Raw genomic sequence first — 21,183 nt, 5'->3', positions numbered from 1 at the left:
TGGTCGGCGGCCCTCGGGCTTTCCCGTCCGCCCCACCGTCAGGAGCCCCCGTGGAGCTGTCCGTCGACCCCGCCGCCGCCACGCCCCCGTACGAGCAGATCCGGGAGCAGATCGCCGAGCGCGCCCGCACCGGTGACCTGCCGACCGGGCTGCGGCTGCCCACCGTCCGGGCCCTGGCCGAGCAGCTCGGGCTGGCGGCCGGGACGGTGGCGCGGGCCTACCGCGAGCTGGAGACCGACGGGGTGGTGGAGACGCACGGCCGGCGCGGCACCCTGATCGCCGCCACCGGGGACACCGCGCACCGGCTGGCCGCCGCCGCGGCCACCGAGTACGCCGAGCGGGTCCGGCGGCTCGGCGTGCCGGAGGCGGACGCCCTGGCGGCCGTGGCGACGGCGCTGCGGCTGGCCCACCGGGAGCCCGGCCGGGAGCGCTGAGCGGCCCGGGCCGGGGCCGGGAGGGGCGTCAGAGCTCCGGGCGGATCATCCCGGTGGCGGGGGCCCGGGAGGCCGGCGGCGTGGTGCTGACGGGCTGTCCGAGGGCGCTGTGCTTGACCCAGTCGGTCCAGGCGATGTTCCAGTCCCCGAAGCCGTTGCCGAACGACTCCATGCTCGGACCCTGGCTGTTGACCACCGTGACCAGGTCACCGATCCGGGTGTTCTGGTAGAACCACTTCGCGTTCTCGGTGCTCATGCCGGTACAGCCGTGGCTGACGTTCGCCACCCCCTGCGAGCCCACCGACCAGGGCGCGGCGTGCACGTACTCGCCGCTCCAGGTCACCCGGGTGGCCCACTCGACGTTGAGGTCGTAGGCCTCCGAGCTGCCGGCGGCTATGCCGATCGTCTCGCCGCTCATCCGCACCTGGCGCTCCTGTCCGAGCACCACCTTGACGCCGTTGCGGGTGTCGAAGCCGGGCTTGCCGGTGGTCACGGGTATCGTCCGGACCACCTCGCCGCCGCGCGTCAGGGTGAGCTCGTGGGTGGCGGCGTCCACCACCGACTCCACCCGCTCGCCGATCCGCAGGGCCAGCGCGGCGCGGTCGCCGCCGTAGAGGCCGTCCGAGATCCGGCTGCCGGTGCCGTCGTAGACCAGGCTGACGGTGGTGCCGGTCGGCCAGTACTCCTCCGGCCGGAAGTGCAGGTTCTTGTCGTCCACCCAGTACCAGCCGCCGGTGACGGCGGGCTGCGAGGTGACGGCCAGGGCGCGCTCGACCTCCTGGCGGGCCTGCGGGTCCTTCACCGCCTCCGAGAGCTGGACGGTGAGCGGCTGGCCGACGCCGTAGAGGCCGGTGCCGGAGGAGTCCGGGCCGAGCTTGGCGGTGAGCAGGCGCTGGCCCGCCACCGTGCTGAAGCCGGCGGTGGTCTCGCCGCGACCGCCCTTGCCGTCGTCGGCGGCGATCCTGACGGTGTAGGCGGTGGCCGCCTTGAGGCGCCCGGTGGTCTGCCAGCTGAGCTGGTCCGCCGAGAGCTGTCCGGCCACCACCCGGCCGTCCGGACCGACCACCGTGACGTCGGTGAGCCGGCTGCCGGGTACCGCCGTCACCGTCACCGGCTGGGACGGATCCACCGTCCCGGTCGCCGAGAGGTGCACCAGCGGGGCCGCGTCGACCCGGTGGACGGCGCCCGGGGCGTCGTCCTCACCGGACGAGCAGGCGGCCAGTGGGGCCAGTACGACGAGAGCCAGCGAGATGCTGCCGATACCTGCGGTTCCGCGCCTGTCGGCCATGACCGCCTCCGAGGGTTCGCACGATTGATCAGATCGTAGGAATGTGAAGCGGCGGAGCGACATCCGAGCGACCCCCCGTTCGCCCAGGGGGGTGAGGCCGTCACTCCGGGGACGCAAAAGGGCCGGGCATCCTTTGCGGAATGCCCGGCCCTGTGCGAGGGAGACCTACTGGTTCTGGTTCTCGCCCCGGTAGAACTCGAAGACCCAGCCGAACAGGCCGATCAGGATGATCGGGATCGACCAGTACAGCAGCCACCAACCGAAGATCACGCCCATGAACGCGAGCGCGCCACCGATCGCCAGCGAGAGCGGCTGCCAGCTGTGCGGGGCGAAGAAGCCCAGCTCGCCGGCGTCGTCCGCGACCTCGGCCTCGGGGTTGTCACCAGCGCCGCTGTCCACCCGGCGGGCGGTGAAGGCGAGGTAGTACCCGATGAAGGCGCAGAGGGCGAAGGCGAGGAACAGCGCGGTGGTACCGGCGGCCTCCACCCCGAGGTCGGAGTGGTTGGTCCAGACGCCGTAGGTGATCGCCATCGCGAGCGTGAAGACCGCGAGGCCCAGGAAGATCTTGCCCTGTTCCTTCATCAGGCGTCGCCTTCCTTCTTGCCCTTGCCCAGCTGCGGGACGTCGTACTTGGCCGGGGTCACACCGGCGAGGTGCTTGGCCGGCTCACCGTGGTTCTCCAGGTAGTCCAGCGCGGCGATCTCCGGGTAGTGGAGGTCGAAGGCCGGCGATTCGGAGCGGATCCGGGGCAGCGTGAGGAAGTTGTGCCGCGGCGGCGGGCAGGAGGTCGCCCACTCCAGCGAGCGGCCGTAGCCCCACGGGTCGTCCACCTCGACCTTCTCGCCGTACTTGGCCGTCTTCCAGACGTTGTACAGGAACGGCAGGATCGACAGGCCGAGCAGGAACGAGCCGATGGTCGAGACGGTGTTCAGCGTGGTGAAGCCGTCCGCGGCCAGGTAGTCGGCGTAGCGGCGGGGCATGCCCTCCGCGCCGAGCCAGTGCTGCACCAGGAAGGTGGTGTGGAAGCCGATGAAGAGCGTCCAGAAGGTCATCTTGCCGAGGCGCTCGTCCAGCATCTTGCCGGTCATCTTCGGCCACCAGAAGTGGAAGCCGGCGAACATCGCGAAGACGACGGTGCCGAAGACCACGTAGTGGAAGTGGGCGACGACGAAGTACGAGTCCGAGACGTGGAAGTCGATCGGCGGGGAGGCGAGCAGGACACCCGTCAGACCACCGAAGAGGAAGGTGACCAGGAAGCCGACCGTCCAGAGCATCGGGGTCTCGAAGCTCAGCGAGCCCTTCCACATGGTGCCGACCCAGTTGAAGAACTTCACACCGGTCGGGACCGCGATCAGGAAGGTCATGAAGGAGAAGAACGGCAGCAGCACCTGGCCGGTGACGTACATGTGGTGGGCCCACACCGTCACGGACAGACCGGCGATCGCGATGGTGGCCGCGATCAGGCCGGAGTAGCCGAACATCGGCTTGCGGCTGAAGACCGGGATGATCTCCGACACGATGCCGAAGAACGGCAGCGCGATGATGTACACCTCGGGGTGGCCGAAGAACCAGAAGAGGTGCTGCCAGAGCAGCGCCCCGCCGTTGGCCGGGTCGAAGACGTGTGCCCCGAATTTGCGGTCCGCCTCCAGGGCGAACAGCGCGGCGGCCAGGACCGGGAAGGCCAGCAGGACCAGCACGGCGGTCAGCAGGACGTTCCAGACGAAGATCGACATCCGGAACATCGTCATGCCGGGCGCGCGCATGCAGATGATCGTGGTGATGAAGTTGACCGCACCGAGGATGGTGCCGAAGCCGGAGAAGGCGAGGCCCATGATCCACATGTCGGCGCCGATGCCCGGCGAGCGGACGGCGTCCGACAGCGGGGAGTAGGCGAACCAGCCGAAGTCGGCCGCACCCTGCGGGGTGACGAAGCCGGCCACCGCGATGGTCGAGCCGAACAGGTACAGCCAGTACGCGAACATGTTCAGACGCGGGAACGCCACGTCCGGGGCGCCGATCTGGAGCGGCATGATCCAGTTCGCGAAGCCGGCGAAGAGCGGCGTCGCGAACATCAGCAGCATGATCGTGCCGTGCATCGTGAACGCCTGGTTGAACTGCTCGTTCGACAGGATCTGGGTCCCGGGACGAGCCAGCTCGGCGCGCATGACCAGGGCGAGGATGCCACCGATCAGGAAGAAGGCGAACGACGTGCCCAGGTAGAGCGTGCCGATCGTCTTGTGGTCGGTGGTGGTCAGCCACTTGATGATGGTCGAACCCGGCTTCCGGGTCCGCTGCGCCCCGACCGTGACGGCCCCGGCGCCCCCGCCGGCCGCGGCGGGCTCGTTGAGGATGGTCACTTCTCTTCACTTCCCATGGTCGTGATGCCGGAGGGCACCGCGCCGGTCTGGCCCTTGGCCCGGAGGTCCGCCAGGTGCTTGTCGTACTCCGCGCGGTCGACGACCTTCACGTTGAAGAGCATGCGCGAGTGGTCGACGCCGCAGAGCTCGGCGCACTTGCCCATGTACGTGCCCTTGACGGTCGGGGTGACCTCGAACTTGTTCACCACGCCCGGGACGACGTCCATCTTCATCATGAAGTTGACGGGCCAGAAGTCGTGGATGACGTCACGAGAGGTCAGCCGGAACTGGACCGACTCGTTGACCGGCAGGTACAGGGTCGGCACCTCCTTGGGGGTGCCCACGTCGTACGCGGCGTCCTTGTTGGCCGGGTCGGGGTTCTCGGTGTTCTCGTAGTTGAACGCCCAGCTCCACTGGAAGCCGACCACGTTGACCGTGTGCTGCGGCTTCTCGGAGACGGAGATCAGCCTCGACTCGTCGCGGGCGACGAAGTAGAAGAGAACCGACACGATGATGATGGGGACCGCGGTGTAGAGCGCCTCGATGGGCACGTTGTACCGGGTCTGCGGAGGGACCTGCACACCGGTGCGGCTGCGCCGGTGGAAGATCACGCTCCAGATGATCAGACCCCACATCAGTACGCCGACCACCAGCGCCGCGATCCAGGACCCCTGCCACATGTGGAGGACCAGCGGCCCTTCCTCGGTGACGGGGCTCGGGAGGCCAAGCCTGGGGAGGTCGTTGGCCGAGCAGCCGGTGGCGGTCGCGATGACGAGGCCCAGTGCCAGCGCCTGAGGCAGCTTCCGCCGCATCGTGCGCCGCGGCGAGCGGTCGGAGCCGTTGGGACTCACGTAGCGCCTTCCCGAAGTCTCGCCCGCCTTCGCGTCGCCCCGCGGAGGTTTGTGAGCCTCCCCGGCGACCCGTCCACGGGCACGGTTTGAATGCTTATGCGGGCCAAACCCTACTCCAGCCTTATGCGCTGCTGACGGGCAGGTCCCGGTAACGCGCCGCCCGGTCGCCCGATCAGGCCCCGCAAGGGCTGCGCCGCAGGTCATCGTAGGCATTAGAGGTCCGTACGCCCGATCGGGGGATGACCTCGAACAACGTGGGTGACGGCCCGTCGGACGAGGACGAATCGGACATTCGGGTTGATCGTCTGACGGTCGGTGAGCGTGGCCGACGGCCGGAACGCGACCGGGAGTGTCGTTAAATGTGACCGTGTACTTCGATGTGGCGTCCACGGCCCCGCTCCACCCCGTCGCGCGGCAGGCGCTGACCGCCGCGCTGGACGAGGGGTGGGCCGATCCGGCCCGGCTCTACCGCTCCGGGCGGCAGGCCCGGATGCTGCTGGACGCCGCCCGCGAGACGGTCGCCGAGGTGCTCGGCGCCCGGGCCGACGAGATCTCCTTCACCACCAGTGGGACCCAGGCCGTCCAGACGGGCATGCTCGGCGCGCTGGCGGGCCACCGGCGCCGGGGCGCGCACCTGGTGCACTCCGCGGTGGAGCACTCCAGCGTGCTGCACACCGCCGAGCGCTGGGAGCACTCCCGGCCGGGGGCCGGCGGCGAGGTGGGCGTGGTACCGGTCGACCGGTACGGGCGGGTGTCGCCGGAGGGGTTCGCGGCGGCGCTGCGGCCGGACACCGCGCTGGCCGTGCTCCAGTCGGCCAACCACGAGGTGGGCACGGTGCAGCCGGTGGCCGAGGTGGCCGAGGTCTGCGGTGACGTCCCGCTGCTGGTGGACGCCGCGCAGAGCGTCGGGCGGGTGGACGTCCCGGGGGGCTGGTCGCTGCTGACGGCCAGTGCGCACAAGTGGGGCGGCCCGGCCGGGGTCGGCGTCCTGGCGGTGCGCAAGGGGGTCCGGTACGCCTCGCCGCTGCCGGCCGACGAGCGCGAGGGCGGCCGGGTGCCGGGCTTCGTGAACGTCCCGGCGATCGTGGCCGCGGCCGCCTCGCTCCGGGCGGTGCGGGCCGAGGCCGAGCGGGAGAACGCCCGGCTGCACGCGCTCGTCGAGCGGATCCGGGCCCGGGTGCCTCGCTCGGTGCCCGAGGTCGAGGTGGTCGGCGATCCGGTGCGACGGCTGCCGCACCTCGTCACCTTCTCCTGCCTGTACGTCGACGGCGAGGTGCTGCTGACCGAGCTGGACCGGGCCGGCTTCGCGGTCTCCTCCGGTTCGTCCTGCACCTCCTCCACCCTGACGCCGAGCCATGTGCTGGCGGCGATGGGCGTGCTCACCGAGGGGAACGTCCGGGTCTCGCTGCCGTTCGGCGCGGCCGGGGCCGACGTCGAGCGGTTCCTCGCGGTGCTGCCGGAGCTGGTCGCCCGGGTCCGCGCCCCGCTCGGGCTGGACCTGGCGCTGCCCGGGCCGGCCGGGCAGCCGGCGGGCGCCCCCGGGCCGGAGGGCGGCGCGCCGGTGGCCGACGCGCTGGTGATCGACGCGCTGGGCAAGCGCTGCCCGCTGCCGGTGATCGAGCTCGCCAAGCGGATCGGCGAGGTGCCGGCGGGCGGGACGGTCGCGGTGCTGGCCGACGACGAGGCGGCCCGGCTGGACGTCCCGGCCTGGTGCGGCATGCGCGGCCAGGAGTACCTGGGCGAGGCCCCGGCCGCCGACTTCGGCGGCGACCGGGGCTCGGCCTACCTGGTGCGGCGCACCACCTGAGCGGGTACGCCGGACCGCTCGGCTACTTGACCAGGTGCGCCCGGACCTCGGCGGCGGCCTCGGCCCCGTACGCGGCCTCGAAGCGCTGCAGGAAGGCGAGCGGACGCAGCTCGTACTCCTGGGTGCCGACGGTCTCGATCACCAGGGTCGCGAGCATGCAACCGAGCTGGGCGGAGCGCTCCAGGTCCAGCTCCCAGGAGAGACCGGCCAGGAAGCCGGCCCGGAAGGCGTCGCCGACGCCGGTCGGGTCGACCTTGGCCTCCTCGGGCGCGCAGCCGACGACCACCGGGGCCTCGCCCTTGCGGTCGATCCGCACGCCCTTGCTGCCGAGGGTGGTGATCCGGGTGCCCACCCGGGTCAGGATCTCCTCGGCGTCCCAGCCGGTCTTGGTCTCGATCAGCGCGGCCTCGTACTCGTTGGTGAACAGGTACGCGGCGCCGTCGACGATCTCGCGGATGTCCTCGCCGTCCAGGCGGGCCAGCTGCTGCGACGGGTCGGCGGCGAAGGCGTAGCCGCGGGTCCGGCACTCCTGGGTGTGGCGGACCATGGCCTGCGGGTCGTCGGCACCGATCAGCACGAGGTCCAGCCCGCCGACCCGGTCGGCGATCGGCTTGAACTCGATGTTGCGGGCCTCGGCCATGGCACCGGTGTAGAACGAGGCGATCTGGTTGTGGTCCTCGTCCGTGGTGCACATGAAGCGGGCCGTGTGGCGGGTCTCGGAGATGTGGACCGAGCGGCAGTCCACGTTGTTGCGCTCCAGCCAGCTGCGGTACTCCCCGAAGTCCGCGCCGGCGGCGCCGACCAGGATCGGGCTCAGCCCGAGGACACCCATGCCGAACGCGATGTTCGGCGCGACACCGCCGCGACGGATGTCGAGGGTGTCGACCAGGAAGGACAGCGACACGGTGTGCAGCTGCTCGGCCACGAGCTGGTCGGAGAACCGACCGGGGAACGTCATCAGGTGGTCGGTCGCGATCGAACCGGCGACGGCGATACGCACGGGAGGTCTCCTCAGGAGGGCGGCATGGGCCACGGGAAAGCAGGGGGCGGAACCCACCCACGGTACCGGGCGGGGGGCGGGCGGCAGCAAGAGCGCCCCTCCTGGCACCGGCCGCCGTCGAACGTGTACTACCCCCGGGTAGCTCTGGTGGGGGCCGGACGGGCGGCCTAGGGTCGCTGGCAGGGGCCGGTCCGGCCCTGACCGAGCCGTGGCAGTGCGGCCGCGGCACCGTGGATCGGAGCGATGCCCGATGATGCCAAATCACCACCCGCTGCGTGTTCCGCCCGCCCTCAAGGGCGACGCCGACGGCGAGACGCTGGACGCGCTGGTGGACTCCTCCCGGCAGCTGCGCCGCTTCTGGCCGCTGCTGGCGACCGGCCCGGAGCCCAGCGCTCCCGCCCCAGTCGGATTCAGCGTCTCCTCCGGGGCCCAGCGCCTGGTCGCGGGGATGGCCGAGTACGGCATGTGATCCTCCCCGGGGGCGGGCGGGAACCGGATTCGTCCGAGGCACGTCACATCCGCGCGGTGCGGCCGTGGAGGCGGCGCCGCCGAAACCCTCGGGAGGATGTCAGATGGACCTGGAGACGATGCCCCGGCGTACCGGTGGAGCACGGCCCGCCCGGCCGGGCCGACGGCGGGCGGCGGCCCTGGCGGGTCTGCTGATGGCGGCGGCCGCGCTGGCCGGCTGCGGGGACGGTGACGGCAAGGCGGCCGCGGATTCGGCCACCGGTTCGGCCTCGCCGTCGGCGAGCGCGACGCCCTCGCCCGGCTCCCCCGCCCCGACGACCGCCACCACCGCGCCGTCGGCCCCGGACTCGCCGCCGGCGGCGACCCCGCCGACCGATCCGACGGCGAGCACCCCCGACCCCCGGCCGACCGGCCCCGCGCCGGGCACCGGCCCGGGCCAGACGCCCACCCCGGTGCCCACTCCCCCGCGGGAGGGCATCGCGGTCGGCGAGCCCGACCCGAACGGCCGGCCGGCCCACCCCGCGATCACCTACCGGGTGGACGGGAGCAAGCTGACGGTCTGGTTCTACGGCGGGATCTGCGAGAAGTACGCGCTGAAGGCGGACGAGTCCAAGCCCGGACGGGTGGACGTCCGCGTCACGGTGGCGGCGCCGATGCCGGCCGGGCAGGCCTGCGCCGAGCTGGCCAAGCGGCAGACGGTGACCGCCGACCTGAAGCAGCCGCTGATGGGCCGGGCGGTGACGGACCTCGCGACCGGTCAGCCGGTGCCGCTGGAGAGCGACCCGCACGTCGGCCCGGACCCGGCCGGCCCCGGCCCGGAGATCGGCGGGAAGTAAGGCCCGTGGCCCGGTACGGGAAAACGGCGAGGGCGGCCCCGGAGGATCCGGGGCCGCCCTCGCCGTCTGCCGACTAGCTGAACGAGTCGCCGCAGGCGCAGGAGCCCGTGGCGTTCGGGTTGTCGATCGTGAAGCCCTGCTTCTCGATGGTGTCCACGAAGTCGACGGTGGCGCCGCCGAGGTACGGGGCACTCATCCGGTCGGTGACGACCTTGACACCGTTGAAGTCCTTGAGCACGTCGCCGTCGAGCGAGCGCTCGTCGAAGAACAGCTGGTAACGCAGGCCGGAGCAGCCACCGGGCTGGACGGCGACGCGAAGCGCAAGGTCGTCGCGGCCCTCCTGCTCCAGCAGGCCCTTGACCTTGGCCGCGGCGGCATCGGTAAGGAGGATGCCACTCTCGACGGTGGTCTCGTCCTGGACGGTCATCTGCTTTCTCCCGGTCTTGACGACGGTCTGCCGCCAGTGCCAACCAACGGCCGTCCGGATTCATTTCCCGGACGGCGGTGTAATTTCGGCGACTTTCGGCGGCGGAATTTCGTGGGCCGGGTGTACCACCCGCTCCCCTACGCTCCCCATGCTCGCACAACCGGCGCGGCTCGGACACCGCCCCGACCGCGGATCCGGCGGAACCGGCCCCGGGCGACCGGTGCGACGGCCAGGATGGTGGGCATGATCCTGCGCCTGGTCCAGGACACCGCCGCCGACGCGGAGGCCGTCCAGCACATCGCCCGCGCCTCGTTCGCGCCGCTCGCCGACACCGCCGGCCCGGCCCCGCAGGACGGGCCCCCGGTGGGCCGGCTGGCCAGGACCAGACACCTCGTCCGGACCGACCCGCAGGGCTGCTGGCTGGCGGAGAGCGACGGCGAACCGGTCGGCGCGGTGCTGTCGCTGCGCCGCGAGGGCCTCTGGATCCTGGCGCTGCTCGTGGTGCGGCCCGAGGCGCAGGGGCACGGCCTCGGCCGGCTGCTGCTGGAGCGGGCCGCCGCGTACGGGCGCGGCTGCCTGCGCGGGATGCTCTGCGTCCCGCCGTCCCCGGCGGCGGCCCGCCGGTACCGGCTGGCCGGTTTCACCCTGCACCCGGCGATGGCGCTGACCGGCCGGGTGGACCGGGCCGGGCTGCTCGACCCCGGTGACATCCCGGTGCACCCCGGCAACGCCAGCCACCGGCACCTGCTGGACTCGGTGGACCGCCGGCTGCGCGGCGCCGCGCACGGGCCGGACCACGAGCTGATGCTGGGCCACTGCGAGGAGCTGCTGATCGCCGACGCGCTGGCCGGCAGCGGCTACTGCTACCGCGACGGCGGCGAGGTGCGGCTGCTGGCCGCGACCTCGAAGCGGATCGCCGCCCGGCTGCTGCGCGAGGCGCTGGCGCGGGTGCCGGACGGCGTGGACGCCCACGTGGGGCACCTGACCGCCGAGCAGGAGTGGGCGCTGGACGTCGGCCTGGAGGTCGGGCTGAGCCCGCGGACCGTGGGCTTCCTGGGCCTGCGCGGGATGCGCCCGCCGGCGCCGTACCTGCCCGACGGCGCGCTGCTGTGACGCGACGGCCCCCCGCCGGTCGGCCGGCGGGGGGTCGGGGCGTTCGCGCGGTCGGCCGCGGGGGATCAGACCATGGTGTCCAGGATCTCCCGGACCATCGCCATCGTGGTGCCCGGGTGCAGGAAGGCGAAGCGGGCGACCGTCTCGCCGTCCCAGCCGGTCGGGGTGACGAAGCCGATCTGGTCCGCGAGCAGCTGTTGCGACCAGCGGTAGTAGTCGTCGTTGGTCCAGCCCTTGCGGCGGAAGCAGACCGCCGAGAGCTGCGGGTCGAACAGCAGCTCCAGGTGCTCGGTGTCGCGGATCAGCTGCGCGGTGTCCCGGGCCAGGGTGAGGCCGGTCTCGATGGCGTCGGTGTAGGCCTGGGTGCCGTGCACGGCCAGCGAGAACCAGAGCGGCAGGCCGCGGGCGCGCCGGGTCAGGTGGTAGGCGTAGTCGGTGGGGTTCCACTCGTCGCCCTCGGTGTGCAGCACGTCCAGGTAGGAGGCGTCCTGGGTGTGCACGGCGCGGGCGAGCTGCGGGTTGCGGTAGATCAGCGCGGCGCAGTCGAACGGGGCGAACAGCCACTTGTGCGGGTCCACCACGAAGGAGTCGGCGTGCTCGATGCCGTCGTAGCGGGCCCGGACGGAGGGGGCGAAGAGGCCCGCGCCGCCGTAGGCGCCGTCCACGTGGAACCAGAGGCCGCGCTCGCGGGCCACCTCGGAGAGGCCCTGGAGGTCGTCGATGATGCCCTCGTTGGTGGTGCCGGCCGTCCCGACGACGGCGATCACCGTCTCCGGGTTCGGGTCGGCGGCCAGGGCGGCGCGCAGCGCCTCGCCGGTGAAGCGGCGGTCGACGGTGGGGACCTTGAAGGCCTCCACGCCGATGATGTTGAAGGTGTTCTTGACCGAGGAGTGCACCTGGTCGGCGACGGCGATCCGCAGCCGGGCCTCCGGGCCGACGCCGAGCCGGCGGCGGGCGGTGTCGCGGGCGACGACCAGCGCGGAGAGGTTGCCGGCCGAACCGCCGGAGACGAAGGTGCCGCCGGCCGACTCGGGCATCCCGGCCCGGTCCGCGATCAGGCGCAGCACCTGGTTCTCTGCGGCGATGGCGCCGGCCGCCTCCAGCCAGGAGATGCCCTGCAGCGAGGCGCAGGAGACGACCATGTCGAAGAGCAGCGCGGCCTTGGTCGGCGCGCACGGGATGAACGAGAGGTAGCGCGGGCTGTCGGCGGAGATCACCGCGCGGGAGAGCTCGTGGTCGTAGAGCTTCAGCACGTCGGCCGGGTTGTTGCCGTCCGCGTTGAGCAGACCGGCCAGCTGGGTGCGCAGGTGCTCGCCGTCACCGGGGTGGTCGAGCGGAACGGGGTCGTACTGCAGCCGCTCCCGCATGTAGTCGAAAACCAGGTCGACCAGCTCGTTGTCGGGCCGGTGCATGCGGTCGGGTGCTGCGGACACGGGGGTCCCTCTCGGCTGTGGGGGTGTCGGGGGAGGTCCGGCGGCGCGGGACGTCTCACCGCTCCGCCGGATGTGATCAGCCTAGGCAGCACCGTGCCCCCGCCGCGCGTCCGAACGCGGCTGGTCAGGCAGGATTCGAGCGTCTTGGCCGGGGCCCGCGCAGGATTCCTGCGCAGGCCGCCGGGCGGCCCCGGGGGGCGGCCGCGCCGGCCCCCGGAGGGAGCGGACTGGGCCGTTCGGATTCAGCCGATGAGCTGGGAGAGCACGACCGAGGAGCGGCTGCGCTGGACGCCGGGCTCCCGCCGGATCCGCTCGATCACGGCCTCCAGGTGCCGGGTGTCGGAGGCCCGCAGGTGGACCAGGGCGTCCGGGTCGCCGGTGACCGTCCAGGCCGCGACCACCTCCGGGAACTGGCGCAGGCTCGCCAGGATCTCCTCCGGGGCGGTCCGCTCCCGGCAGTACACCTCGACGAAGGCCTCGGTCTGCCAGCCGAGCACCGAGGGGTCGAGGACGACGGTGAAGCCGCGGACCACCCCGCGCGCCCGCAGCCGGTCGATCCGGCGGCGGACGGCGGTGGCGGAGAGGTTCACCTGCACGCCGATCTCGGCGTAGGAGGCCCGGCCGTCGCTGCCCAGCCGGGCGAGCAGGAGACGGTCGGTCTCGTCGAGGGTCGCCCCGACCGTCTCGTGTGCTCGACTGCTGGTCATCGGTGCGGGGCTCCACGGGTCGTACGGGGGTCGGCGGGACGGCGGCCGCCGAAACGGTTCTGCACCATTCTGGCGGATGACAGGACCGAGTCCACCGCTGGCAGATGACGGCTCGCGGACCGTTCTCAGTCCACCAGGAGCACGATCTTCCCCCGGGTGCGGCCCTCCGCGCTGAGCGCCTGGGCGGAGCCGGCCTGCGCGAGCGGGAAGGTGGAGGCGACGGTGACGGTGAGCCGCCCGTCGTCGGCGAGCGCAGCCAGCTCCGCCAGCCCGGCGGCGTCGGGGCGGACCCAGACGTAGTGGCCGCCGAGCGCCTTCACCCGGTAGTCCGTCACCGAGGCGATCCGGGACGGGTCCGCGACCAGGGCGGCCGAGACCTCGACGGCCCCGCCGCCGACCAGGTCGAGGGCGGCGTCCACCCCGCCGGGCGCCAGGGCCCGGACCCGCTCGGCCAGGCCCTCGCCGTGGGCCACCGGCTCGGCGCCGAGGCCGCGCAGGTAGTCGTGGTTGCGCTCGCCCGCGGTGCCGATCACCCGGGCCCCGAACGCCTTGGCGATCTGCACGGCCAGGTGGCCGACGCCGCCGGCCGCGGCGTGCACCAGCACGGTCTCGCCCGCGGTCACCCGCAGCGCCCGCAGGCCCTGGAGGGCGGTCAGGCCGGCCAGCGGCAGGCCGCCGCTCTGCGCCCAGTCCAGGGCCGCGGGCCGGCGGGCCAGCGTGCGGACGGGGGCGGCGACCAGCTCGGCGTAGGTCCCGTGCTCGACGGAGTCCTTGCGCACGTAGCCGTAGACCTCGTCGCCGGGGGCGAACTCGGTCACCCCGCCGCCGACCGCCCGGACCACCCCGGCCGCGTCCCAGCCCATCACCAGGGGGAAGTGGACGTCCAGCAGGCCGTCCAGGGCGCCGTCCCGGACCCTCCAGTCCACCGGGTTCACCCCGGCCGCCCTGACCTCCACCAGTACCGAGTCCGGCCCGACCTTGGGGTCCGGGAGGTCGGTGTACTCCACCACCTCGGGGCCGCCGTAGCGGCGGATCGCGATTGCCTTCATGGACCCACCCAAACCCGGCCGGGCCCGGATACCGGTTCGGCCACGCCGAACCGCCCCATATCCCGCTTCCGGCGCCACCGAACGGGCCCGAAGCGGGAAGCGGTTCTCGTCACATCGACAGAATGGCCATCGTCAGTCTGACGCTAAGCGGTTATCATAGATAGCGTCAGATAGACGAGAAGGCTGCACCGACTGATCGGCCGCACAGAAGGGCACCCGCCCGTGACCACCACCATCACCGAGACCTACGGCGTCGACCCCACTCCGACGCCGCTCGCTCTGCTGCTGCTCGGCCGTGAGGCCGACCCGAACAGCGAGCGCGGCGTCGAGTGCCCCGGCGACCTTCCCGCCGCCTCCGACCCGGACCTCGTCGCCCGTGCGCGGGCCGCGAAGGAGGCGCTCGGGGATCGCGTCTTCATCCTGGGCCACCACTACCAGCGCGACGAGGTGATCGAGTTCGCCGATGTCACCGGCGACTCCTTCAAGCTCGCGCGCGACGCGGCCGCCCGCCCGGAGGCCGAGTACATCGTCTTCTGCGGCGTGCACTTCATGGCCGAGTCCGCGGACATCCTCACCGGCGACGCCCAGCAGGTCGTCCTGCCGGACCTCGCGGCCGGCTGTTCGATGGCCGACATGGCCACCGCCGAGCAGGTCGCCGAGTGCTGGGACGTCCTGACCGACGCCGGCATAGCCGACGTCACCGTCCCGGTCTCGTACATGAACTCCTCCGCCGACATCAAGGCCTTCACCGGCAGGCACGGCGGCACCATCTGCACCTCGTCCAACGCGAAGCGGGCCCTGGAGTGGGCCTTCGAGCAGGGGCAGAAGGTGCTCTTCCTGCCCGACCAGCACCTGGGCCGCAACACCGCGGTGCGCGAGATGGGCTTCTCGCTGGACGACTGCGTGCTCTACAACCCGCACAAGCCCAACGGCGGCCTGACCGCCGAGCAGCTGCGGAACGCCAAGATGATCCTCTGGCGCGGCCACTGCTCGGTGCACGGCCGGTTCTCGCTGGACTCGGTCAACGACGTCCGCGAGCGCATCCCCGGCGTGACCGTGCTGGTGCACCCCGAGTGCAAGCACGAGGTCGTCGCGGCCGCCGACATGGTGGGCTCGACCGAGTACATCATCAAGGCGCTGGACGCCGCCGAGCCCGGCTCCAAGTGGGCCATCGGCACCGAGCTGAACCTGGTCCGCCGGCTCGCCAAGGCGCACCCGGACAAGGAGATCGTCTTCCTGGACCGGGCGGTCTGCTTCTGCTCCACGATGAACCGGATCGACCTGCCGCACCTGGTCTGGGCGCTGGAGTCGCTGGTCGAGGGCCGGGTGCCGAACGTGATCCGGGTCGACCCGGAGACCGAGAAGCACGCCAAGGCGGCGCTGGACCGGATGCTCGCCCTGCCGTAGTCACCGCACGCCGAAGGGCGGGCTCCTCCGCACTGGAGGAGCCCGCCCTTTCGTCTGGCGCGAGACGTCCGCTACTCGGGCAATCCGGGGATCAGGCCGTCACCCTCGGCCCGCAGCAGCTCCCTGACCTGGTCGATCGTCGAGTCGGCAGCCGGGAGGATCAGGTCGGAGGGCTCCAGCGAGGCGTCCGGCAGCGGGGTGCCGAACTCCTTGACGGCGCCCAGCAGCTCCCCGAGCGCTCGGCGGAAACGCTCTTCGTCCCCCGAGTCCAGTGCGGTGACGAGCTCGTCGTCCAGCTCGTTCAGCCGGTTCAGATGGGCGTCGCCCACCGCGAACTGGCCCTCCCCCATGACCCTCATGATCATGCCGTGCGTCTCCCTGGTTCGTGGGGTGAAGCTCAGGTCACTTGTTGTAGTTGATCCGCGGGGAGTCCGGCTGGGCGTCCTGCGGCTGTCCCTTGCCCGGCTCGATGGCCTGCGGACCGGAGGCCGGCGAGCCGCCCGTCAGCTCGGCCTTCATCCGGGCCAGCTCCAGCTCGACGTCCGAACCGCCGGCGACCCGTTCCAGCTCGGCCTCGATGTCGTCCTTGCGGCCGAGACCGCTGGCGTCGTCGAGCGCGCCGGAGGCCAGCAGCTCGTCGATCGCACCGGCCCGGGCCTGCATCTGGGCGGTCTTGTCCTCGGCCCGCTGGATCGCCAGACCGACGTCGCCCATCTCCTCCGAGATGCCGGAGAAGGACTCGGCGATCCGGGTCTGCGCCTGGGCCGCGGTGTAGGTGGCCTTGATCGTCTCCTTCTTGGTGCGGAAGGCGTCGACCTTGGCCTGCAGCCGCTGGGAGGCGAGCGTGAGCTTCTCCTCCTCGGCCTGGAGCTGCTGGTACTGCGTCTCCAGGTCGGTGATCTGGGACTGCATGTTCGACTTGCGGGTCAGGGCCTCGCGCGCGAGGTCCTCCCGGCCGAGCGAGAGGGCCTTGCGGCCCTGGTCCTCGTACTTGGCGGACTGCTGCTGCAGCTGGGTCAGCTGGAGCTCCAGGCGCTTGCGCGAGGTGGCCACGTCCGCGACACCGCGACGCACCTTCTGCAGCAGCTCAAGCTGCTTCTGGTACGAATAGTCGAGCGTCTCACGGGGATCCTCCGCCCGGTCCAAGGCCTTGTTCGCCTTGGAGCGGAAGATCAACCCCATACGCTTCATGATTCCGTCGCTCATGGGCCTCGGGTGCCCCCTTCTCCGGCCTGCGGTCTTAATCTCGTTACCAGACACGACGAGTGTATGTGCAGCGAGCCCTTCGCCGCAGTGCACCTGCCTGCAACAAGACTGCTACAGCGTCCCCCTCCCGGGCCTCATCCCCGGGGTGGATCCGCCCCTCATCCCACCCATCGTCCGAAGCGGTGATCCCCTACGGGAAGACCCCCGGAAACCCGGCCGGGGGCTCGGACCGGCGCGATCGATATGCGTTTGGGTCCGAGGACACCCGTGGAAGCGGTCGCGCACCCCGTACGCTGGGGGTGTGTTCCGACGCCGTTCAGATGATGCCGCTGCCTCCGCCGCCGTGCTGGAGAAGCAGGACGAGACGACCCAGACCCGCGATCCGCAGGCGAAGAAGGGCCGGCCGACGCCCAAGCGCAGTGAGGCCGAGGCCCACCGGCGGACCAGGGTGACCGTACCCAAGGACCGCAAGGAGGCCTCCCGCCAGGCGCGCGAGCGCATGCGCAGCGAGCGCGAGAAGCAGCGCACCGCGCTGCTGGAGGGCGACGAGCGGCACCTGCCGGCCCGTGACAAGGGCCCGGTGCGCAAGTTCACCCGCGACTACGTGGACGCCCGCTGGTCGCTGGCCGAGTTCTTCCTGCCCGCCGCCGTGGTCATCCTGGTGCTCAGCATCGTCAAGGTGCCGGCCCTCCAGCTGCTCTCCACCCTGCTCTTCCTGGCCTTCTTCGTGCTGGTGGTGCTGGACTTCGTCCGCCTCGGGTTCGGCCTGCGCAAGTCGCTCACCGAGCGGTTCGCGGGCCAGAACACCCGCGGCGCGGTCGCCTACGGCCTGATGCGCATCCTGCAGATGCGCCGGCTGCGCCTGCCCAAGCCGCAGGTGCGGCGCGGAGAGAAGCCCTGACCGCCGAACCGGTGGACTCCGGCTGGGCCCCTCCCTCCTGGGAGGGGCCCGGCCTGTACGCGCTTCCGGGCCAGGGTGACGGCGGCCACGACCGGCTCGCCCAGGAGCGCCGGCTGCCCTCGCGCAGCGGTTCCTTCGCCGGCGGCACCGGCCCGTGGCTGGACCGCCTCGGCAGCCTGCGCAACCTCGTCCGGCAGGAGCTGGTCGCCCGCCAGCTCGCCGAGCAGCTGACCGGCCGCGCCGAACAGCGCGTCCTCGACATCGGCTGCGGCCAGGGCACCCAGGCCCTGCGGCTGGCGCGGGACGGCCACTACGTCACCGGGATCGACTCCGACCCGGTCGCGCTCGGCGTCGCCCAGGGGGCGCTCGCCGAGGAGCCGCCCGAGGTCCGCGGCCGGATGCAGCTGCTCAGCGGCGACGGCCACCAGTGCGGGCGCTGGTTCGGGCCGCGCAGCTTCGACGTGGTGCTCTGCCACGGCGTCCTGATGTACCTGCCGGACCCGGATCCGATGATCGCCTCGCTGGCCCGGCTGCTGGCCCCGGGCGGACTGCTCTCGCTGCTGGTCCGCAACCGTGACGCGCTGGCCCTGCGGCCCGCCGCCGCCGGGGACTGGCGGGCCGCCCTGCACGCCTTCGAGAGCGACCGCTACTACAACCGGCTCGGGCTGGCCGCCCGGGCCGACCGGCTCGCCGACCTCGCCGTCACCCTCTCCGAGGTGTCCGTGCCGCTGCGGCACTGGTACGGCGTGCGGGTCTTCACCGACAGCGCGCCCGACGACGCGGCGCCGCCGGTGGACGGCCGGCAGCTGGCCCAGCTGCTGGAGGCCGAGGAGCGGGCCGGCCGCACCGACCCGTACCGGCAGGTCGCCGCGCTGCTGCACGTCTTCGGGGCCAAGTAGCGGCCGCTCCCGAAGGCGTGCGGGCGGGCTCAGGCCTCGTGCAGGCTCATCGAGTAGACCTCCCGGCCGTCATCGAGCAGGACCGCGGTGTCCACGCCGTCCTCGGCCAGCTGCTTCCAGCTCTCCCCGATCCAGGTCTCGGCGTCCCCCTGGCCGGCGAACTCCTCCTCCTGGCCGCCGCTCGGGGCCACCACGGTGCCGTCCGCCTTCTCGTACCGCCACGTCCAGACCATGCCCGGTTCCTCCCACTGACGACCTGTGCGCTGCCTGCTGCGCGCACCTTAGCCTGCCCGGCCCGATCTTCCGTATGCCTGACCGGGGCCGCGTTGTCGGCCGGGTCGCGGCTCCCCGGCCGGCCGGGCCGGGCCCGCGCGGGGCGGGGCGCCACCGCCTTGGCAGGATGGACGGCATGGCAGCCCACCCCGCACTCCCCCGCACCCTGCTCCTCGGCGGCGCCCGCTCCGGAAAGTCCACCAGGGCCGAGCAGTTGCTCGCCCGGTACCCGGACGTGCTGTACGTGGCCACCGGCGGCGCCCGGGACGGTGACACCGAGTGGGCCCAGCGGGTGGCGCTGCACCGCGACCGGCGGCCGGCGAGCTGGCGCACCGCCGAGACCTGCGACCTGGCGGCGGTCCTGGCCGACACCGCCGACCCGGCGCCGGTGCTGATCGACTGTCTGGCGCTCTGGCTGACCGCGGTGATGGACGAGTGCGGCGCCTGGGACGACGCGGTCTGGGCGGACGGCGGCGAGGCGGCCGTCCAGCGGCGCTGCGAGGAACTCGCCCGGGCCTGGGCGGCGACCCGGCGCCCGGCGGTCGCGGTCAGCAACGAGGTGGGCATGGGCGTCGTCCCGGCCACCGCCTCGGGCCGCCGGTTCCGCGACACCCTGGGCCGGCTGAACATGGCGGTGGCCGACGCCTCGGAGCGTGTGCTGCTCGTCGTGGCGGGGCAGGTTCTGACGGTCAAGCCCGCCGCGGGCTGAACACCCGCGGCGTGTAGCCTTCCGATCGATGGACACGACCGTGGATCTCGATACGTTCTCCTCGCTCGTCGAGCGCCCCGACGAGAGCGCCCGGCGGGCCGCCGAAGAGCGCTGGCAGGCGCTGGACCGCCCGCGCGGCGGCCTCGGCCGGCTGGAGGAGCTGGGCAGTTGGCTGTCGTCCGTACAGGGCCGCTCCCCGGTGCGGCCGCTGTCGGCGCCCAAGGTGCTGCTGTTCGCCGCCGACCACGGGGTGGCGGCCCTCGGGGTGTCCCGGCTGCCCGCGCGGGGCGGCACGGCCGCCCGGGTGCGGGCGGTGCTGGACGGCACCGCGCCGGTCGCCCTGCTCGCCCGGCGCTTCGGCGCCGAGGTGCGGGTGGTGGACGTCGCGGTGGACGCGGACCCCTCCGACTTCCCGGACGAGGTCGTCGCGCACCGGGTGCGGCGCGGCTCCGGCCGGGTCGACGTCGAGGACGCGCTGAGCCCCGAGGAGACGGTCAAGGCCTTCCGGGCCGGGATGGCCGTCGCCGACGAGGAGGCCGACGCCGGGACGGACCTGATCGTCCTGGGCGACCTCGGGGTCGGCGCGACCACCGTGGCGGCCGTCCTGGTCGGCGCGCTCTGCGGCACCGACGCGGCCGCGGTGACCGGGCGCGGCTCGGGCGTCGACGACCGGGTGTGGATGGTCAAGTGCGCGACCGTCCGGGACTCGCTGCGGCGGGCCCGGCCGGTGCTGGGCGACCAGTTGGCGCTGCTCGGCGCCACCGGCGGTGCAGACTTCGCCGCGATCACCGGCTTCCTGCTGCAGGCCGCGGTCCGCAAGCTCCCGGTGGTGCTGGACGGTGTGGTCTCGGCGGCCTGCGCGCTGGTCGCGCAGCGGATCGCGTTCCGGGCGCCGGAGTGGTGGCGGGCCGGGCAGTCCACCGGCGAGCCGGCCCAGGCCAAGGCCTACGACCGGCTGACCCTGACGCCCCTGCAGGAGCAGGAGATCACCATGGGCGAGGGCGTCGGCGCGCTGATGGCGCTGCCGCTGCTGCAGGCCGCGGCGGACGCCCTGGCCGAGCACGCGCCCGCCCCGGGCACCCCGGCGGCCCCCAAGGAGCAGCCGAAGCTGCCCTCGGCCGCGGAGCTGCTCGGCCGGGTCTGACCACCCGGGGCCCGGACGGGGGCGGGTCGTCGCGGTGCGCGGCGCACCACGGTACGGATGCGAGGAACGGCGGGCCATGCAGGACGCTTCGGGACGGGAGCCGGCCCGGTGGGGCGAGGGGCTGCGGTTCGCGTTCGGCACGCTCTCCGTGCTGCGGGTGCGGGTCGAGCGGTGGGACCGCCCCGCGGCGGGCCGGGCGATGACGGCGGCCCCGGTGGTCGGCCTGACGCTCGGGGCACTGGCCGCGGGCGCGGGAGCGCTGGTGGCCTGGCGCGCGGGCGGGCCGCTCGGCGCGGTGACCGCCGTCGGCGTACTGGCCGCGCTGACCCGGGGCCTGCATCTGGACGGCCTAGCCGACGTCGCCGACGGCCTGGGCAGCGGCAAACCGGCCGAGGACGCCCTGCGCATCATGAAGCAGTCCGACATCGGGCCGTTCGGCGTACTGACCCTGGTGCTGGTGCTGCTGGCCCAGATCGCCGCACTGGCCGGCCGGTTCGACGCGTCGCCGGCCGGCGGCGCGCTCGCGGTGCTCGCCTCGGCGACGGCCGCGCGGTGCGCACTCGGCTGGGGCTGCCTGCGCCCGGTGCCGGCCGCCCGGCCGGGCGGGCTCGGCGCGATGGTGGCCGGCACCGTGCCGCCGGCCGCGGCGGTGGCGGCGACGGCCGGCTCGGCGCTGCTGCTGGCCGCCCTCGGCCTGCTCGACGGCTCGTCAGTCCTGCGGCTGCCGCTGGCCGTTGCGGTCGGCCTCGGCTGCTCATGGCTGCTGCTGCGGCGCTGCGTACGCCGGTTCGACGGCATCACCGGGGACGTCCTCGGCGCGATGGCGGAGACCGCCGCGACCGGCACCCTGGTCACCCTCGCGCTGATGGGCTGA

The 21,183-nt window shown here is 73.0% G+C and carries 22 protein-coding genes and 1 pseudogene; 11 read left to right on the top strand and 12 right to left on the bottom strand.

Annotation, left to right across the window (positions count from 1 at the left end; translation table 11 throughout):
- Nucleotides 1-50 precede the first annotated feature (50 nt).
- Nucleotides 51-434, top strand: coding sequence for a GntR family transcriptional regulator (locus ABT263_RS03410; protein ID WP_352287046.1), 384 nt, complete (start codon nt 51-53; stop codon nt 432-434).
- A gap of 28 nt (nt 435-462) precedes the next feature.
- Here the strand turns inward: ABT263_RS03410 and ABT263_RS03405 are convergent, their stop codons facing one another.
- The 4 genes from ABT263_RS03405 to ctaC form a co-directional block, all read right to left on the bottom strand.
- Complete coding sequence (locus ABT263_RS03405) at nt 463-1,722, bottom strand: L,D-transpeptidase (protein WP_352287043.1); 1,260 nt, start codon at nt 1,720-1,722, stop codon at nt 463-465.
- A 165-nt stretch (nt 1,723-1,887) separates the two neighbouring features.
- Nucleotides 1,888-2,304, bottom strand: coding sequence for a cytochrome c oxidase subunit 4 (locus ABT263_RS03400; RefSeq protein WP_329487316.1), 417 nt, complete (start codon nt 2,302-2,304; stop codon nt 1,888-1,890).
- Complete coding sequence (ctaD, locus tag ABT263_RS03395; RefSeq protein ID WP_380389849.1) at nt 2,304-4,079, bottom strand: aa3-type cytochrome oxidase subunit I; 1,776 nt, start codon at nt 4,077-4,079, stop codon at nt 2,304-2,306. The genes ABT263_RS03400 and ctaD overlap by 1 nt, the downstream gene beginning before the upstream one ends.
- Nucleotides 4,076-4,930 carry an aa3-type cytochrome oxidase subunit II gene (gene ctaC / locus ABT263_RS03390; protein WP_329487317.1) on the bottom strand — a complete coding sequence of 285 codons (855 nt, stop codon included), beginning with the start codon at nt 4,928-4,930 and terminating at the stop codon, nt 4,076-4,078. Before ctaC ends, ctaD begins: the two co-directional genes overlap by 4 nt.
- Before the next feature lie 367 nt (nt 4,931-5,297).
- Here ctaC and ABT263_RS03385 point away from each other — a divergent pair, with 367 nt between their 5' ends.
- Nucleotides 5,298-6,737: a cysteine desulfurase/sulfurtransferase TusA family protein gene (locus tag ABT263_RS03385; protein WP_352287041.1), complete on the top strand. Its 1,440-nt coding sequence runs from the start codon at nt 5,298-5,300 to the stop codon at nt 6,735-6,737.
- Nucleotides 6,738-6,759: 22 nt separating this feature from the next.
- Here the strand turns inward: ABT263_RS03385 and ABT263_RS03380 are convergent, their stop codons facing one another.
- Nucleotides 6,760-7,737: a carbohydrate kinase family protein gene (locus ABT263_RS03380; RefSeq protein WP_352287038.1), complete on the bottom strand. Its 978-nt coding sequence runs from the start codon at nt 7,735-7,737 to the stop codon at nt 6,760-6,762.
- A gap of 250 nt (nt 7,738-7,987) precedes the next feature.
- Here ABT263_RS03380 and ABT263_RS03375 point away from each other — a divergent pair, with 250 nt between their 5' ends.
- The gene (locus tag ABT263_RS03375; RefSeq protein ID WP_329487320.1) at nt 7,988-8,206 is read left to right on the top strand and encodes a hypothetical protein; all 219 of its coding nucleotides are present in this window, start codon (nt 7,988-7,990) and stop codon (nt 8,204-8,206) included.
- Between the two features lie 103 nt (nt 8,207-8,309).
- Nucleotides 8,310-9,041: a hypothetical protein gene (locus tag ABT263_RS03370; RefSeq protein ID WP_352287035.1), complete on the top strand. Its 732-nt coding sequence runs from the start codon at nt 8,310-8,312 to the stop codon at nt 9,039-9,041.
- 73 nt (nt 9,042-9,114) lie between these two features.
- On the opposite strand, the gene erpA is transcribed toward ABT263_RS03370, so the two are convergent.
- On the bottom strand, nt 9,115-9,468 hold the full coding sequence (gene erpA, locus ABT263_RS03365) for an iron-sulfur cluster insertion protein ErpA (protein WP_329487322.1): 354 nt from the start codon (nt 9,466-9,468) through the stop codon (nt 9,115-9,117).
- Nucleotides 9,469-9,711: 243 nt separating this feature from the next.
- Between erpA and ABT263_RS03360 the strand changes: the two genes are divergently transcribed.
- The gene (locus ABT263_RS03360; RefSeq protein ID WP_352287032.1) at nt 9,712-10,581 is read left to right on the top strand and encodes a GNAT family N-acetyltransferase; all 870 of its coding nucleotides are present in this window, start codon (nt 9,712-9,714) and stop codon (nt 10,579-10,581) included.
- 65 nt (nt 10,582-10,646) lie between these two features.
- On the opposite strand, the gene ABT263_RS03355 is transcribed toward ABT263_RS03360, so the two are convergent.
- The 3 genes from ABT263_RS03355 to ABT263_RS03345 form a co-directional block, all read right to left on the bottom strand.
- Nucleotides 10,647-12,014 (bottom strand): pyridoxal phosphate-dependent decarboxylase family protein, encoded by a 1,368-nt coding sequence (locus tag ABT263_RS03355; RefSeq protein ID WP_329487324.1) that lies wholly within the window; start codon nt 12,012-12,014, stop codon nt 10,647-10,649.
- Nucleotides 12,015-12,256: 242 nt separating this feature from the next.
- Nucleotides 12,257-12,721, bottom strand: a complete 465-nt coding sequence (locus ABT263_RS03350) for an Lrp/AsnC family transcriptional regulator (protein WP_329487325.1) — start codon at nt 12,719-12,721, stop codon at nt 12,257-12,259.
- Between the two features lie 125 nt (nt 12,722-12,846).
- A complete protein-coding gene (locus tag ABT263_RS03345) occupies nt 12,847-13,770 on the bottom strand; it encodes an NADP-dependent oxidoreductase (protein ID WP_352287030.1) in 924 nt (307 codons plus the stop codon).
- Nucleotides 13,771-13,992: 222 nt separating this feature from the next.
- Between ABT263_RS03345 and nadA the strand changes: the two genes are divergently transcribed.
- On the top strand, nt 13,993-15,177 hold the full coding sequence (nadA, locus tag ABT263_RS03340) for a quinolinate synthase NadA (RefSeq protein ID WP_352287028.1): 1,185 nt from the start codon (nt 13,993-13,995) through the stop codon (nt 15,175-15,177).
- Between the two features lie 71 nt (nt 15,178-15,248).
- Here the strand turns inward: nadA and pspAA are convergent, their stop codons facing one another.
- Nucleotides 15,249-15,542, bottom strand: a complete 294-nt coding sequence (gene pspAA, locus ABT263_RS03335; RefSeq protein ID WP_352287026.1) for a PspA-associated protein PspAA — start codon at nt 15,540-15,542, stop codon at nt 15,249-15,251.
- A 37-nt stretch (nt 15,543-15,579) separates the two neighbouring features.
- Nucleotides 15,580-16,368 carry a PspA/IM30 family protein gene (locus tag ABT263_RS03330; protein ID WP_380392108.1) on the bottom strand — a complete coding sequence of 263 codons (789 nt, stop codon included), beginning with the start codon at nt 16,366-16,368 and terminating at the stop codon, nt 15,580-15,582.
- 316 nt (nt 16,369-16,684) lie between these two features.
- On the opposite strand from ABT263_RS03330, the gene ABT263_RS03325 reads away from it, so the two are divergent.
- Both ABT263_RS03325 and ABT263_RS03320 read left to right on the top strand, forming a co-directional pair.
- On the top strand, nt 16,685-17,284 hold the full coding sequence (locus ABT263_RS03325) for a DUF3043 domain-containing protein (protein WP_329487329.1): 600 nt from the start codon (nt 16,685-16,687) through the stop codon (nt 17,282-17,284).
- A gap of 158 nt (nt 17,285-17,442) precedes the next feature.
- On the top strand, nt 17,443-18,183 hold the full coding sequence (locus tag ABT263_RS03320) for a methyltransferase domain-containing protein (RefSeq protein ID WP_352287237.1): 741 nt from the start codon (nt 17,443-17,445) through the stop codon (nt 18,181-18,183).
- A gap of 29 nt (nt 18,184-18,212) precedes the next feature.
- Here ABT263_RS03320 and ABT263_RS03315 read toward each other — a convergent pair whose 3' ends face one another.
- Entirely contained in the window at nt 18,213-18,416 is a 204-nt protein-coding gene (locus ABT263_RS03315; RefSeq protein WP_352287022.1) for a hypothetical protein, read from the bottom strand.
- A 101-nt stretch (nt 18,417-18,517) separates the two neighbouring features.
- Here ABT263_RS03315 and cobU point away from each other — a divergent pair.
- From cobU to ABT263_RS03300, 3 genes and pseudogenes are all read left to right on the top strand, one after another.
- A pseudogene (cobU, locus tag ABT263_RS03310) lies at nt 18,518-19,165 on the top strand (bifunctional adenosylcobinamide kinase/adenosylcobinamide-phosphate guanylyltransferase); the annotation flags it as partial.
- A 28-nt stretch (nt 19,166-19,193) separates the two neighbouring features.
- Complete coding sequence (locus tag ABT263_RS03305; protein ID WP_352287020.1) at nt 19,194-20,309, top strand: nicotinate-nucleotide--dimethylbenzimidazole phosphoribosyltransferase; 1,116 nt, start codon at nt 19,194-19,196, stop codon at nt 20,307-20,309.
- Nucleotides 20,310-20,385: 76 nt separating this feature from the next.
- The gene (locus tag ABT263_RS03300; protein ID WP_352287018.1) at nt 20,386-21,183 is read left to right on the top strand and encodes an adenosylcobinamide-GDP ribazoletransferase; all 798 of its coding nucleotides are present in this window, start codon (nt 20,386-20,388) and stop codon (nt 21,181-21,183) included.

The sequence above is a fragment of the Kitasatospora sp. NPDC001603 genome (assembly GCF_040298365.1).
Classification (GTDB): Bacteria; Actinomycetota; Actinomycetes; order Streptomycetales; family Streptomycetaceae; genus Kitasatospora.
This window is presented reverse-complemented; position numbering and strand designations above follow the sequence as displayed.